This window comes from Sporichthya polymorpha DSM 43042, from assembly GCF_000384115.1.
GTDB classification, from domain to species: Bacteria; Actinomycetota; Actinomycetes; order Sporichthyales; family Sporichthyaceae; genus Sporichthya; species Sporichthya polymorpha.
The window spans coordinates 2315533-2328861 of sequence record NZ_KB913029.1 but is presented as its reverse complement, the minus strand read 5'-3'; the positions used below and the strand labels follow the sequence as shown (position 1 = coordinate 2328861).

The following is a 13329-nucleotide window of genomic DNA, read 5'->3' as shown; positions in this document are numbered from 1 at the left end:
TGTTATTTCTGGCCCGGGGGGAGATAACCCCGCTGTGGGGGAATGTGACACTCCACACCGGAGGTTTGGCCGGGGAAGCACTCAGCGGAGCATCCAGCGAACTAGGAGCAAATGTGCAGCTAGGCATCCACAACGCGAGCTTCTCCTGGCCGGGCGGACCGGCGGCAATCGCGCCGACCATCGCCGACCTGGGACAGGCGGCCGAAGCCGCGGGCGTCGCTCACGTCTCGTTCATGGACCACTTCTTCCAGATCCCCCCGGTCGGCCCCGCCGAGGAGCCGATGCTGGAGGGCTACACCGCGCTGGGCTTCCTCGCCGCGCACACCTCGACGGTCAAACTGCAGCTGCTCTGCACGGGTGTGACGTACCGTCACCCCGGCCTGCTGGCCAAGACGGTCACGACGCTGGACGTCCTCTCCGGCGGCCGCGCGGTGCTCGGCATCGGCGCCGCCTGGTTCGACCGCGAGCACGAGGGCCTCGGCGTCCCGTTCCCGCCGGTCGCCGAGCGCTTCGAGCGTCTGGAGGAGACGCTGCAGATCTGCCTGCAGATGTGGAGCGACAACAACGGCCCGTACGAGGGCAAGCACTACCACCTGGCGGAGACGCTCAACTCGCCCCCGCCGGTCTCCTCGCCCCGGCCGGAGATCATGGTCGCCGGCAGCGGCGAGAAGAAGACGCTCAAGCTCGTCGCCCGCTACGCCGACTCCAACAACCTCTTCGGCGGCCCGGACGAGATCAAGTCGAAGCTCGACATTCTCCGGCAGCACTGCGAGAACGAGGGCCGGGACTTCTCGTCGATCACCACGACGACCCTCGCCCGCGTCGACCCGGAGACCGACACCGACGCGTTCCTCCGCGAGGCCGAGGCGCTCCACGCCGTCGGGGTGAAGGTGATCTTCGTCGTCCCCCGCGGCGACAACCCCGCGCGGCTCGCGGACAAGCTCGGCAAGGACGTCATCCCGCGGCTCGCCGAACTGGGCTGACGCCTGGTCAAGAAGTCGGACCCTGCGGTGATCCGACGGGATGCCCCGCAAGGCGGAGGACGAAGCCGTGTACGCAGTACCGGCGAGGACGACAACGCCGCGAGGCGCCCGTCGGGCGCCGCAGGGCTAGTTGACCGCGCGGGTCTTGCCACCCCAGTACTGCTTGCGCAGCGCGGGCTTGTCGTGCTTGCCGACGGCGGTGAGCGGGATCGCCTCGACGAAGTCGACGGTCTTCGGGCAGTTCACCGAGCCCTTGCGCTCCTTGACCCAGGCGATGAGCTCCTCGGCCGTGACCTGCGTGTCGGGGTCGGCGACGACGACGGCCTTCACCGACTCGCCCCACTTCTCGTCCGGGACGCCGATGACGGCGACGTCACGCACAGCCGGGTGGGCGAACAGCGCCGCCTCGACCTCCTTCGGGTACACGTTGTACCCGCCGGAGATGATCATGTCCTTCTTGCGGTCGACGATGTAGAGGAACCCGCGCTCGTCGGCCTTCGCGATGTCGCCGGTGCAGAGCCAGCCGTCGCGCAACGTCGAGGCGGTCTCCTCCGGGCGGTTCCAGTAGCCCGTCATGACGTGCGGGCCACGGGCGCAGATCTCGCCCGGCTCGCCCATCGGGACCTCGTTGAGGTCGTCGTCGAGCAGCCGCACGTCCGCGATGAGGACCGGCCGGCCACAGGAGCTCAGCGGCTCGAACTGACGGGTCCTCAGAGCCTCCGCGTGGTCGTCCTTCGTCAGGACGGTGAGCTGGTTGGGGGCCTCGGTCTGGCCGTAGAGCTGGGCGAAGATCGGGCCGAAGCGCTCGAGGCCCTCGATCAGCCGCTCCAGGCCCATCGGGGCCGCGCCGTAGACGATCGTCCTGAGCGAGGACAGATCCGCCGTCTTCGTCGCAGGGTGGTCGAGCAGGACGTAGATCATCGTCGGCACGAGCAGAGTTGCGGTGACCTTCTCGGTCTCGATCGCCGCCAGCAGCTTGTCCGGGTCGAAGCCGCCGAGGACGACGTTCGTGCCACCGCGCATCCACACCGGCAGCACGAACCCGCCACTGGCGTGTGTCAGCGGCGCGCAGTGCGCGAACACGTCCGCCTCACCGAGACCGAGCTCGAGGAGTTCGGAGAGGAGGGCGGAGATGAACGTGCGATGCGTGTGCGCCACACCCTTGGGGCGCCCGGTCGTGCCACCGGTGTAGTAGATGCCGAACAAGTCGTCCGGCGCGACGGCCGGGACACCCGCCGCGTCGGACTCCTTGTCCGCGAGCAGACCCAGGGGCGATCCGCCGTCGAGGATCGCGTCCTCGTCGACGCCCAGGCGATGCTCGATCGAGGTCCGGCCCAGGATGCCGGAAAGCCGCTCCGCGTACGCGCGGTCGTGGACGACCGCCTTCGCGCCGGAGTCGGCGAGGATGTACTCCTGGTCCTCGGCGCCCAGCCGGGCGTTCAGGGGGACGACGGCGAGGCCGGCCCACAGGGCGCCGTAGTAGGCGTAGAGCAGTTCCGGCCGGTCGGGCATGAGCAGCGCGACGCGGTCCCCGGGACGAAGGCCGGTCGCGAGCAAGGCCCGCCCGTGGCGGCGGACGGTGGAGATGAGCTCGGAGTAGGTGATCCGGCGGTCCCCGTCGACGACGGCGGTGCGGGGCCCGTACGAGCGGCAGGCCCGCTCCAGAAGGGTGCCGATCGTGTAGTCGTGCATCGCCCGCGTCCTCTCCGGATTCCACCTGTGGCGGGAGACACTAAGGGCCTGATCATGCGGGGTCGAGGGCGAATTCGCACGATCTGAGCCCGACCCGGTGTTGGTTTCCAACATGTTGCGTGTGACCCACGTCGCTCTAGGGTAGGGCCCATGCTGGCTGACCTGCAGGGCAAGAGGGCCCTCGTCACCGGCGCCGCGCAGGGCCTGGGGCACGCGATTGCGGTGCTCTTCGCCGAGCGGGGTGCCCGCGTGCTCCTCACCGACATCGACGCCGAGGGGGCCGCCAAGGCCGCCGCGGCACTTCCCGGCGCGGCCTCCCTGGCCTGCGACGTGACCAAGGCCGACGACGTCCAGGCGGCCGTCGACGCGACCGTCTCCGAGTTCGGCGGACTCGACATCGTCGTGAACAACGCCGGTATCGAGATCGGCAAGCCGCTCCACGAACACACCGAGGCCGACATCGACAAGCTCCTGGCGGTCAACGTCAAGGGCGTGTTCTTCGGCATCAAGCACGCCGTGCCGGCGCTGCTGGCCTCGGGCGGCGGCTCGATCGTCAACATGGCCTCGGTGGCCGGCCTCGGCGGCGCCCCGCTGCTCGGCGGCTACTGCGCGACCAAGGGCGCGGTGCTCCGTCTGACCGAGACTGCCGCGATCGAGCTGCGCGACCACGGGATCCGCGTCAACGCCGTCTGCCCGTCGTTCATCGACACGCAGATGGTGGCGCGCCTGGTCGACCCGTTCACCGCGGCCGTCGGCCTGCCGTTCAGCGACGTCGTCGCCCTCAAGCAGCAGCGGCTCGGCACGCCGGAGGAGGTCGCGGAGACCACCGCGTTCCTCGCCTCCGACGACGCGCGGTTCATCACCGGCGCGCACTTCATCCTCGACGGCGGACTGACCGGGAGCCTGCTGTGACGACTGCTCAGGGCGAACTTCAGGACAAGGTCGCGGTCATCACCGGCGCCGCGCGCGGCATCGGAGCAGCCATCGCGGAGGCCTACGACAAAGAAGGCGCGATCGTCGTCGTCTCCGACATCGACGGCGAGGGCGCGGAGCGCGTGGCCAAGGGCCTCTCGCGTGGGTCGGCGATCCAGTGCGACGTGACGGACGAGGCATCCGTCCAGGCGCTGTTCGACGGTGCCGTCGCGCAGCACGGGCGCGTCGACATCGCGGTCGCGAACGCCGGAGTCGGGCGCCCGATGGCCCTCGCCGAGATGAACCTCGCGGAGTGGCGGAAGGTCACGTCGGTCAACCTCGACGGCGTCTTCCTGACGATCCGTTCGGCGGCGCTCGCGATGGCGGCCACCGGCGGCGGCTCGATCATCGGCATGGCCTCGATCACCGGCTTCAAGGGCTCCGCCCTCATCGGTGACTACGCGGCCGCCAAGGCCGGCGTCATCAACCTCTGCAAGACGGCGGCGACCGAGTTCCGCGCGCACAACGTCCGCGTCAACGCGATGTGCCCGACGTTCCTGGACACCGTCCTGGTCCAGGAGGCGGTGCCGACGTTCGAGGCGGCGCTCGGCGTCCCGTTCGACCAGATCATCAGCCAGAAGCAGGGCCGCATGGGCCAGGTCTCCGACGTCACCCCGCTGGCGGTCTTCCTCGCCAGCGAGCGGTCCCGGTTCTCCACCGGCTCCGCGTTCGTCGTCGACCACGGCTGGCTCGCCTCACTCGTCTGACGCGCGCCCCCGACCAAGAAAGAAAGGGTGACACCCCTTACTCCGCAGTAAGGGGTGTCACCCTTTCTTTTCCACAGGTCAGCGGGCGCTGGGCGGGCCGAGGAGCTGGCGGAGGCGGAGGGCGGCGAGGACCTCGGCGCGGCGCTCGGACAGACCCTGGGCGAGGACCTCCTCCGCGTGGCGGATCCGGATCCGGACGGTGTTCTCGTGGACGCCGAGGCGAGTGGCGGCGCGGGACTGGGAACCCGTGGTCAGCCAGGCGAGCAGGGTCTCGCAGGTGCGGACGGCACGCTCGTCGGCGCCGGCGAGCTCGCCGAGCTCGTCGGCGACGAACTGCAGCGCGGCGTCCTCGTCGTGGAGCATCAGCAGCTCGAGGCGGACGTCGGAGAACCACAGCACCGGAGGCTGCTTCCCGATCCGGCGGTGGAGTCGCGCGGCGTCGAGGGCCTGCTCGTAGGTCCGGCGCAGACCGTCCAGCCCGGTGCCCGGGGCCCCGATCGCCATCGTCGCTCCGGTCGCGGCCGCGGCCCGCGCGACGGCGGCGGTCTCCTTCGGCCCGACGGCGCCGGCGTAGCCGAGCCAGAGCATCCACGTCCCCGGCGCGTGCAGGAGCATCAGCGAGCCGAGGGCGCCGGAGGTCTCGGTCAGCGTCGACGCGACCCGCTCGGCCTGGGCACGCTCGTCGACCTCCAGCGCGAGCGCGAGGTGCGTCCCGCGGAGGCGGTAGCCCAGCAGGTTCTCCAGCTCGCTCGTCGGCGTCGTGATCGCGTGGGCGAGGATCTGGCCGAGGAGCGCGCGCCGGCGGTCCTCCTGGTTGCGGAGGATCTCCGCGCGCACCGCGTCGTAGCGCGCGACGACAATCCCGACGATGTGAATGATGTAGTCGAGCAGCTCGATCGTCGCCGGCCCGACCAGCTCCTCGAGGGTGCCCTCGCCCTTCGCGGCCTCGATGCGCGCGAGGCGGAACCACTCCCGCCAGAAGCCGCGGACACCGACCCAGTACCCGCGCTCCAGCTCGCTGACCGGGATGCCGAGCTCGGCGGTCAGGTCCGCGAAAGCGAGCGCGCCGGTGGGGTTGACGTCCTCCAGCCGCAGGCGGCCGGCGAGGACGTCGACGATCGCGCGGACGTTGTCGCGGCCGGACTTGCGCAACGCGTCCAGGAAGATCGGGTCGCGGACGTGCTCGGGCCAGACGTGGGTCGCGGTGTCGCGACTGACGGCGGCGGCGAGTTCGTCCGGGTCCGTCCGCGCCGCCATGGCACGCATGGCCGCGGTGGAGAGTTCGTCCGCGCCCGGGGCCGTCATTCGCGACATCGTAGGCGCGGCCGGGGCCCGTGGCGCCCCGGCAGCCGGGACGCCAGAATCCGCACATGGACTTCGAGCCCCTGGAAGCCGCCGCGCGTGAGGCGTTGGCACCGATGGCCTTCGACTACTTCGCCGGCGGGTCCGACGACGAGGCGACCCTGCGCGACAACGTCGCCGCCTGGCGCCGGATCCGGCTCCGGCCGCGGGTGCTGCGCGACGTCTCGGTGGTCGACACGTCGACGACCGTGCTCGGGACGCCGGTGGCGCTGCCGGTGCTCGTCGCGCCGGTCGGGTACCAGGCGATGGCCCACCCCGGCGGGGAGTGCGACGCCGCCCGCGGCACCGCGGCGGCGGGGAGTCTGTACATCGCCAGCACGGTGGCGACGACGAAGCTCGAGGACATCGCCGCGGTCGCCGGGCCCCGCTGGATGCAGGTGTACGTCCAGAAGGACCGCGCGCAGACCGAGGCGATGGTTCAGCGCGCCGCCGAGGCCGGGTACAGCGCGCTGGTCCTGACCGTCGACCTCCCCGTCGTCGGGCGGCGGCGGCGCGACGAGCGGAACTCGTTCACGCTCGCCCCCGGTCTGACGGTCGCGAACTTCGGCCTCGAGATGCCGTCGGTCGCGGGGCAGTCCGGGCTCGCGGCCCAGGTCGGCCGGGACATGGACCCGAATCTGACGCCCAGTGACATCGGCTGGCTGCACGAGGTTTCCGGGCTGCCGGTGCTCGTCAAGGGCATCCTGCGCGGCGACGACGCCCGCGCCGCGGTGGACGCCGGGGCCGACGGTGTCGTCGTCTCCAACCACGGCGGCCGGCAGCTCGACACCGCGATCGCCGGGGCCGACGCGTTGCCCGACGTCGTCGCCGCCGTCGGGCGCGATGCCGAGATCTACGTCGACGGCGGCGTGCGGTCCGGGACCGACGTCCTCAAGGCCCTGGCGATGGGCGCGCGGGCCGTGCTGATCGGGCGGCCGATGGTGTGGAGCCTCGCGACCGGCGGGGCGGCCGGGGTCGAGGCGATGCTGCGAGAGCTGCAGGTGGAGCTCGCGAACTCGATGGCCCTGTGCGGCGCCCGGTCGGTCGCGGAGCTGACCCGCGACCTCATCGTCGCCTAGGCTCCGCGAATGTCCTCCACGGTGCTGCCCGTCGCCGGTCTGACCCGCGCGCTGAGCGAGGCCGAGCGCGACGACCTCCGGCGCGACGGCGTCACGATCGTGCGCGGCATCCTCACCGACGAGTGGATCGCGACGATGGCCGCCACCGTGGCCCGCGTGATGACCGAGGTCGCCGCCTCCGACGAGCCCCGCGAGCTGCCCGGCTTCCGCGCCTGGGCCCTCGACGCCCCGCTCGTCGGCCTGACCCGCCAGGCGCTGCCGGGCGCCAGCTGCGTGACCGTCTACGTGGACCAGATGGTCGGCGGCCGCCCCGGGTCGGCAGAGCTGATGACCGTCAACCGCGAGGCGCCGTACGTCCCGGTGATGGGCTCGCAGGTCGTCCGGCTCTGGGTGCCGCTCGACGCCGTCAAGGCCGACGGCGGGGCCGTCCGGTACCTGCGCGGTTCCCACCGCGGTGCCGGCGCCGGGACCGACTGGCTGGTCGCCGAGTGCGGCGTCGGCGACGTCGTCCTGCACCACCCGCGAACGATCCACGGCGCGTTCTCCGACGCCGACCACCGCCGGATCGTCGCCAGCGTGTACGGCGCGGACCTCCGTCGCGGTCCCCAGCCCGCCGACGACCTGCTGCGCGAGTGGGAGTCCTTCCACCCCACCCTGAACCCGCAGACCTCCTGACCGCCCCCACTGGAGATGTCATCTCCAGTGGGGGGTTGATGTCGTTTTTCGGCTAGCAATCGCCGCCGGCGGGGCGCAGGCTGGACGGCATGGACATCGATCGGGACGCCTGCCTGCGGGCGGTGGCGGCGAAGGACCCGCGGTTCGACGGGTGGTTCTTCGTCGCGGTCCGGACCACGGGGATCTACTGCCGGCCCTCCTGCCCGGCGAACCCGCTGGCCCGGAACCTGGAGTTCTTCCCGAGCGCGGCGGCGGCACAGTCGGCCGGGTACCGCGCCTGCAAGCGGTGCCGGCCCGACGCGAGCCCCGGCTCCCCCGAGTGGAACTTCCGCACCGACGCGGTGGCCCGCGCGATGCGCCTGATCGCGGACGGCGTCGTCGACCGCGAGGGCGTGCCGGGGCTCGCGGCGCGACTCGGCTACAGCGTCCGGCAGGTACAGCGGCAGCTGCTGACCGAGCTCGGCGCGGGGCCGCTGGCGATCGCCCGCGCGCAGCGGGCCCAGACCGCGCGGCTGCTGATCGAGACCGCCGACCTGCCGATGACCGACGTCGCCGCGGCGGCGGGGTTCGCGAGCATCCGCGCGTTCAACACCACCGTCGCGGAGGTCTTCGCCCTCTCCCCGACCGAGTTGCGGCGGCGGGCGCAGGGACGCCCCGCGGTCGGCGCCCCCGGCGCGCTCAGCCTGCGCCTGCCGTACCGCGGACCGTTGTTCCCCGACAACCTCTTCGGTCACCTGGCCGCGACCGGCGTCCCCGGCGTCGAGGAGTGGCGCGGCGGCGCGTACCGGCGGACGCTCCGCCTGCCCCACGGCCCGGGCATCGTAGAACTGACGCCCCCTCAGGACGGCGAGCTTCCCGTCACCGGGCACATCCCGGCCCGGCTGCGCCTGACCGATCTGCGCGACCTGCAGGTCGCGATCAACCGGTGCCGCTGGCTGCTCGACCTCGACGCCGACCCGGTGGCGATCGACGCCGCCCTGTCCACCGACCCGCTGCTCGCGCCGCTGGTCGCGGCCGCTCCCGGGCGCCGCGTCCCGCGCACGACCGACGGGGAGGAGTTCGCCGTCCGGGCGGTGCTCGGCCAGCAGGTCTCGACGGCCGCGGCGCGCACGCACGCCGCCCGGCTGGTCGCCGCGCTCGGCGAGCCGGTCGACGACCCGGCCGGCGGCCTGACCCACCTGTTCCCGTCGACGAAGGCCCTGGCCGACCTCGACCCGGCGACCCTCGCCATGCCCGAGACCCGGCGCCGCACCCTGGCCGGGCTCGTCTCCGCCCTCGCCGACGGCCGGCTCGACCTCGGCCTCGGCGCCGACCACGCCGCCGCCCGCGCCGAGCTCACGGCTCTGCCCGGCGTCGGACCCTGGACCGTCGAGGTGATCGCCATGCGCGTCCTCGGCGACCCGGACGCCTTCCCCGCCACCGACCTCGGCGTCCGTCAGGCCGCCGCCGGTCTCGGGCTGCCGGCGGCCCCCGGGGCGCTGGCCCTGCGCTCGGCCGCCTGGCGACCCTGGCGCGCCTATGCCGTCCAGCACCTGTGGGCGACCGGCACCCACCCCGTCAACGTCCTGCCGCGAGAGGATTCGGTATGACCCGCACGCACGTCGTCGTCGACTCACCCATCGGCCCGATGACCGTCGTCGCCGACGGCGAGACCGTCGTCGGGATCTACATGGACGACGCGAGACACCTCCCGCCCGCCGAGCGCTTCGGCCCGCCGGACGACGGCAGCAGCGTCGTCCTCAAGGAGGCCGACCTGCAGCTCGGCGAGTACTTCGCCGGCGAGCGGACGGTTTTCGACCTCCCGCTCGCCGCGGAGGGGACTCCGTTCCAGCGCCGTGTGTGGGACGCGCTGTGCGAGATCCCGTACGGCGAGACGATCTCCTACGGCGAACTCGCGCGACGGATCGGCCAGCCCACCGCCTCTCGCGCGGTCGGGCTCGCGAACGGGCGCAATCCCATCTCCGTGGTCGTGCCGTGTCACCGCGTGATCGGGTCGTCGGGGAAGCTCGTCGGCTACGGCGGCGGCCTGTCCCGCAAGCAGACGCTGCTGGAGCTCGAACAGGGGCGGGATCGCCTGCTCTGACCGTTTCTGACGCCCCGATCGCCCCGCTCTCGGTCGGCATTGCACCAAGCCGGTCTCAAGCACGGATCCTCCGCCGCATCCTGACGGCGGAGGACCCCATGCGAACCCCGATTGCTCTGCTCGCCGGCGCGGCCCTGCTGGCGCCCGCCCTCGTCGTCGTCGCCTCGCCCGCCGAGGCGGCGTCCCGCAAACACCCGACCATCACCAACTGCGCAATGACCAAGCACGGTGTGAAGGTTCGAATCAAGGTGCGCGACGAGGGCCGGTCCGGCCTGAACGTCCGCGTCAGCCACCGCGACGCCGCCCGCAACTTCCGTGAGCCTCGCGTGACGGCGACTCTCACGAGCATCTATCGCGAGAGCAAGCCGCCGCCACCCAACCCGAACGGCGGCGAGATCGGCAGCGCGGTCAGCATGGACCGCGCTACCCCTGCCCACTCGTTCCGCACCGGCCCGCGGGCGTACATCACGATCATCGGGACGACCTTCACCCTCCGCAGCGGCAAGAAGATCCGGATGGCGTGCCAGCTCTCCTGAGCCCTGCGGTAGGAAAGGGCCCATGGCCCGGTTGCTGATCGTCCACCACACCCCGTCGCCGGCGACGTCGGAGCTGCTCGACGCCGTCATCCGCGGCGCGACGGACCCGGAGATCACCGGGGTGGAGGTCGTCCGCCGGGCGGCGCTGGCCGCGACGGCGTCGGACGTCCTCGAGTGTGACGGCCTCGTTCTCGGCACCCCGGCGAACATCGGCTACATGTCCGGAGCCCTGAAGCACTTCTTCGACCAGATCTACTACCCCGTCCTCGACGATACGAAGGGCCGCCCGTACGGCCTCTACGTCCACGGCAACCTCGGGACCGAGGGCGCGGTCCGGGCCGTCGAGTCGATCGCCGACGGTCTCGGCTGGACGAAGGCCGCCGCGACCGTCGAGGTCTCCGGCTCCCCGACCAAGGACGACCTCGAGGCCTGCTGGGAGCTCGGCGGCACCCTCGCCGCCACCCTCATGGCGTGATGTGAAAAAAGGGTGACACCCCTTACTGCGGAGTAAGGGGTGTCACCCTTTCTTTTCCACAGGCCGAGGGGGAGGGGTCAGCGGCCGCCGCCGATGTCGAGGAACGCGCCGGTGACGTAGGAGGCGGCCGGGGAGAGGAGCCAGACGATCGCGCCGGCGACCTCGGCGGCGGTGCCGGGGCGGCCGAGGGGGACGGTGGGGGCGAGTTCGACGAGCCGCTCCGGACGGCCGACGGAGGCGTGGATCTCCGTCTCGATCAGGCCCGGCCGGACGGCGTTGACGCGAATCCCGTCGCCGGCGACCTCCTTCGCGAGCCCGGTCGTCAGCGCGTCCACGGCGGCCTTCGACGCCGCGTAGTCGACGTACTCCCCCGGGGACCCGAGGACCGCGGCACGGGAGGAGACGTTGACGATCGCACCGCCCTCGCCGTCGCGCTGCATCAGCCGCACGGCCTCGCGGGCGCAGAAGAACGCCCCGAAGACGTTGACGCCGAAGACCTCCTCGAGGTCCTCCGACTCCAGCTCAGCCACGGTCTTACGGGGCGTCACAATGCCCGCGTTGTTGACGAGTCCGCGCACCGGGCCGAGTTCTTCGGCCTGGACGAACAGGTCGATGACGTCCATCTCCATGGCGACGTCGGCCTGCACGACGGCGGTCCGCACCCCGAGCTCCGCACAGTCGGCGGCGACCGACTCGGCCGCCTCCCGATCGGCGCGGTACCCCAGGCAGAGGTCCCACCCGGCCGCCGCGGCCGCGCGGGCGGTGGCGGCGCCGATGCCGCGCCCGCCGCCGGTGACGACGAGGACGCTCACGGCGCGGGCGGCTTGAGGTGGCCGGGGTCCGGATTCCCCGCGGCCTCGACGGTGTCCCAGGTCGTGACGTCGAGCAGGATGTCGACCGCCGTCCCGGCCTCGGTCTCGCGCAACAGGTGTTGCAGCGCGAGGACCCGCAGACCCGCGGCGGCGCCGGCGAGGTCAGCGATCTCCGCAAGCACGTCGGGGTTCGAGGGCCCGCCCACACCCCGCGTCAGATTCGTGCGCGAGTGGCCGACGTACAGCAGCCGCCCTCCCGGGCGCAGCCACGTCGCGGCCCGCGCGAGAACGCCGGTCAGCTCGGGCATCTCCATGTGCAGGTACACGACCAGGACGAGGTCCAGCGGCTCGGCCGGCGACCAGGCCAGGACGTCGCCGACCTCCCAGTCCACGTGCACGCCGGCGCGCTCGGACCGCTGGTGCGCCTGCTCGATCGCGACCGACGAGATGTCGATCGCCTCGACGTGCCAGCCCCGCCGCGCGAGCCACACCGCGTTACGGCCGTTGCCGCAGGCGAGGTCGACCGCCCGTCCGGGCTCCGCGTCGGCGACGCGGGCCCGGACGAACTGGTTCGGCTGTTCCCCCCACAACGCCGGATCCGCGGCGTACCGCGCGTCCCAGTCGATGTCCTTGGCCAAGGCTCAGACGCCCCACTTACCGCCGTGCACGTAGATCGTCTGGCCGACGATGTGGCGGGCGTCCTCCGAGGCGAGGAACGCGATGACCGAGGCGATGTCGCCGGGCTGGGCGACGCGGCCGATCGGGGTCGCGGCGGCACCGGCGGCGACGAACTCCTCCGGGTCCAGGCCCATGCGGACCGCGGTCGCGCGGGTCATCGCGGTGTCGACGAAGCCGGGGGCGACCGCGTTGACGTTGATGTTGTACCGGGCGAGCTCGAGGGCCATCGTCGCGGTCAGGCCCTGGATGCCGGCCTTGGCCGCGGAGTAGTTCGACTGGCCGCGGTTGCCGAGCGCCGAGATCGACGACAGCGAGACGATCTTGCCGGACTGCTTCGGCACCATGTGGCGCTGCGCGGCCTGCGCCATGAGGAACGCGCCCTTGAGGCTGACGTCGACCGCGAGGTCCCAGTCCTCCTCGGTCATCTTGAACAGCATGTTGTCGCGGGTGACGCCCGCGTTGTTGACGAGGATGTCGACGCCGCCGAGCTGGGCGACGATCTCCTCGACGCCCGCGGTGACCGACGCGGAGTTCGAGACGTCGATGCCGAACGCGACGGCCTTGCCGCCGCCCTTCTCGATCTCGGCGACGGTGTCCGCGCCACGCTCCGCGGTGATGTCGACGACCGCGACGGTCGCGCCCTCGAACGCGAAGCGCGTCGCCGTGGCCGCACCGATCCCCTGCGCCGCACCGGTCACGATCGCGACCTTGCCGTCGAACCTGCTCATGCACGAACTCCTTCTCGGGTCACCTCTGCCGGCCACGCCGGGCACTGCGAGAACCCTAGGACCTCACTCCGCCGGAGCTTCGGGGAGCGGGCTCGAGCGGGTCGTCGGCTCGCCGAACGCGGCGCCGTCCCAGCGGTACGTGTGGGAAATCTCCAGGTCAGGGCAGCAGCGCGGGGCGTCGGGGCCGAACCCGAAGGTCGTGACCACCGCGTTCGGCCCGACCGCCGACAGGTCCTTCACGACCTCGCCGTCGTCGGCGTCGAGCAGCTCGTCGACCACCTCCGGCCCGTCCGGGCCGGCCGCGACCGCGAACACCGCCGACGGCGGGGCCCCGGCGCCGGAGTCGCAGCGGACCGCGACCAGCGCGTCCTCGACCCCGTCGGTGGTGAAGTCGTAGCGGTGCTGGCGGACCTGGACCAGCGGGGCGCCGGCGCAGTCGACCTGCGTCGTGAGGACCTCGAGCAGTTCCGGCGGCAGCGCGGCCGCGACGCGGGGGCCACCTTCCCCACCGCACCCGGCGAGGGCGACGAGCCCGAGTGCTGCGAGGGTCGCCCAGAACTTCATGTCG

At 72.3% G+C, this 13329-nt stretch carries 15 protein-coding genes; 9 read left to right on the top strand and 6 right to left on the bottom strand.

Annotated elements, in window-relative coordinates:
* The first annotated feature begins 113 nt into the window (after nucleotides 1-113).
* A complete protein-coding gene (locus SPOPO_RS0111545; RefSeq protein WP_019874936.1) occupies nucleotides 114-983 on the top strand; it encodes an LLM class F420-dependent oxidoreductase in 870 nt (289 codons plus the stop codon).
* Between the two features lie 126 nt (nucleotides 984-1109).
* Here the strand turns inward: SPOPO_RS0111545 and SPOPO_RS0111540 are convergent, their stop codons facing one another.
* Nucleotides 1110-2675, bottom strand: a complete 1566-nt coding sequence (locus tag SPOPO_RS0111540) for an AMP-binding protein (RefSeq protein ID WP_019874935.1) — start codon at nucleotides 2673-2675, stop codon at nucleotides 1110-1112.
* 153 nt (nucleotides 2676-2828) lie between these two features.
* On the opposite strand from SPOPO_RS0111540, the gene SPOPO_RS0111535 reads away from it, so the two are divergent.
* Nucleotides 2829-3587 (top strand): glucose 1-dehydrogenase, encoded by a 759-nt coding sequence (locus tag SPOPO_RS0111535; RefSeq protein ID WP_028984703.1) that lies wholly within the window; start codon nucleotides 2829-2831, stop codon nucleotides 3585-3587.
* Entirely contained in the window at nucleotides 3584-4354 is a 771-nt protein-coding gene (locus SPOPO_RS0111530; protein ID WP_019874933.1) for an SDR family oxidoreductase, read from the top strand. Before SPOPO_RS0111535 ends, SPOPO_RS0111530 begins: the two co-directional genes overlap by 4 nt.
* Before the next feature lie 78 nt (nucleotides 4355-4432).
* On the opposite strand, the gene SPOPO_RS0111525 is transcribed toward SPOPO_RS0111530, so the two are convergent.
* Complete coding sequence (locus SPOPO_RS0111525; protein WP_019874932.1) at nucleotides 4433-5659, bottom strand: PucR family transcriptional regulator; 1227 nt, start codon at nucleotides 5657-5659, stop codon at nucleotides 4433-4435.
* 65 nt (nucleotides 5660-5724) lie between these two features.
* Between SPOPO_RS0111525 and SPOPO_RS0111520 the strand changes: the two genes are divergently transcribed.
* The 6 genes from SPOPO_RS0111520 to SPOPO_RS0111495 all read left to right on the top strand — a co-directional run bounded on the left by SPOPO_RS0111520 (nucleotide 5725) and on the right by SPOPO_RS0111495 (nucleotide 10543).
* Complete coding sequence (locus SPOPO_RS0111520) at nucleotides 5725-6774, top strand: alpha-hydroxy acid oxidase (RefSeq protein WP_019874931.1); 1050 nt, start codon at nucleotides 5725-5727, stop codon at nucleotides 6772-6774.
* A gap of 9 nt (nucleotides 6775-6783) precedes the next feature.
* Nucleotides 6784-7449, top strand: coding sequence for a phytanoyl-CoA dioxygenase family protein (locus SPOPO_RS32720; protein WP_019874930.1), 666 nt, complete (start codon nucleotides 6784-6786; stop codon nucleotides 7447-7449).
* Between the two features lie 89 nt (nucleotides 7450-7538).
* Nucleotides 7539-9038: an AlkA N-terminal domain-containing protein gene (locus SPOPO_RS0111510; RefSeq protein WP_019874929.1), complete on the top strand. Its 1500-nt coding sequence runs from the start codon at nucleotides 7539-7541 to the stop codon at nucleotides 9036-9038.
* On the top strand, nucleotides 9035-9532 hold the full coding sequence (locus tag SPOPO_RS0111505; RefSeq protein ID WP_019874928.1) for a methylated-DNA--[protein]-cysteine S-methyltransferase: 498 nt from the start codon (nucleotides 9035-9037) through the stop codon (nucleotides 9530-9532). The genes SPOPO_RS0111510 and SPOPO_RS0111505 overlap by 4 nt, the downstream gene beginning before the upstream one ends.
* A 98-nt stretch (nucleotides 9533-9630) precedes the next feature.
* The gene (locus SPOPO_RS0111500; RefSeq protein WP_019874927.1) at nucleotides 9631-10068 is read left to right on the top strand and encodes a hypothetical protein; all 438 of its coding nucleotides are present in this window, start codon (nucleotides 9631-9633) and stop codon (nucleotides 10066-10068) included.
* 22 nt (nucleotides 10069-10090) lie between these two features.
* Nucleotides 10091-10543 carry a flavodoxin family protein gene (locus tag SPOPO_RS0111495; protein ID WP_019874926.1) on the top strand — a complete coding sequence of 151 codons (453 nt, stop codon included), beginning with the start codon at nucleotides 10091-10093 and terminating at the stop codon, nucleotides 10541-10543.
* 77 nt (nucleotides 10544-10620) lie between these two features.
* On the opposite strand, the gene SPOPO_RS0111490 is transcribed toward SPOPO_RS0111495, so the two are convergent.
* From SPOPO_RS0111490 to SPOPO_RS32715, 4 genes are all read right to left on the bottom strand, one after another.
* The gene (locus SPOPO_RS0111490; RefSeq protein WP_019874925.1) at nucleotides 10621-11355 is read right to left on the bottom strand and encodes an SDR family oxidoreductase; all 735 of its coding nucleotides are present in this window, start codon (nucleotides 11353-11355) and stop codon (nucleotides 10621-10623) included.
* Entirely contained in the window at nucleotides 11352-11993 is a 642-nt protein-coding gene (locus tag SPOPO_RS0111485) for a class I SAM-dependent methyltransferase (protein WP_019874924.1), read from the bottom strand. The genes SPOPO_RS0111490 and SPOPO_RS0111485 overlap by 4 nt, the downstream gene beginning before the upstream one ends.
* 3 nt (nucleotides 11994-11996) lie before the next feature.
* The gene (locus tag SPOPO_RS0111480; RefSeq protein WP_019874923.1) at nucleotides 11997-12761 is read right to left on the bottom strand and encodes an SDR family NAD(P)-dependent oxidoreductase; all 765 of its coding nucleotides are present in this window, start codon (nucleotides 12759-12761) and stop codon (nucleotides 11997-11999) included.
* A 63-nt stretch (nucleotides 12762-12824) separates the two neighbouring features.
* Nucleotides 12825-13325 (bottom strand): hypothetical protein, encoded by a 501-nt coding sequence (locus tag SPOPO_RS32715; RefSeq protein WP_019874922.1) that lies wholly within the window; start codon nucleotides 13323-13325, stop codon nucleotides 12825-12827.
* Between the last annotated feature and the right edge of the window lie 4 nt (nucleotides 13326-13329).

Bases quoted from the DNA above. Each gene is read 5' to 3' on its own strand.
- SPOPO_RS0111540 (WP_019874935.1), bottom strand. From the start codon at position 2,675: ATGCACGACTACACGATCGGCACCCTTCTGGAGCGGGCCTGCCGCTCG.
- SPOPO_RS0111525 (WP_019874932.1), bottom strand. From the start codon at position 5,659: ATGACGGCCCCGGGCGCGGACGAACTCTCCACCGCGGCCATGCGTGCC.
- SPOPO_RS0111520 (WP_019874931.1), top strand. From the start codon at position 5,725: ATGGACTTCGAGCCCCTGGAAGCCGCCGCGCGTGAGGCGTTGGCACCG.
- SPOPO_RS32720 (WP_019874930.1), top strand. From the start codon at position 6,784: ATGTCCTCCACGGTGCTGCCCGTCGCCGGTCTGACCCGCGCGCTGAGC.
- SPOPO_RS0111510 (WP_019874929.1), top strand. From the start codon at position 7,539: ATGGACATCGATCGGGACGCCTGCCTGCGGGCGGTGGCGGCGAAGGAC.
- SPOPO_RS0111505 (WP_019874928.1), top strand. From the start codon at position 9,035: ATGACCCGCACGCACGTCGTCGTCGACTCACCCATCGGCCCGATGACC.
- SPOPO_RS0111500 (WP_019874927.1), top strand. From the start codon at position 9,631: ATGCGAACCCCGATTGCTCTGCTCGCCGGCGCGGCCCTGCTGGCGCCC.
- SPOPO_RS0111495 (WP_019874926.1), top strand. From the start codon at position 10,091: ATGGCCCGGTTGCTGATCGTCCACCACACCCCGTCGCCGGCGACGTCG.
- SPOPO_RS0111480 (WP_019874923.1), bottom strand. From the start codon at position 12,761: ATGAGCAGGTTCGACGGCAAGGTCGCGATCGTGACCGGTGCGGCGCAG.
- SPOPO_RS32715 (WP_019874922.1), bottom strand. From the start codon at position 13,325: ATGAAGTTCTGGGCGACCCTCGCAGCACTCGGGCTCGTCGCCCTCGCC.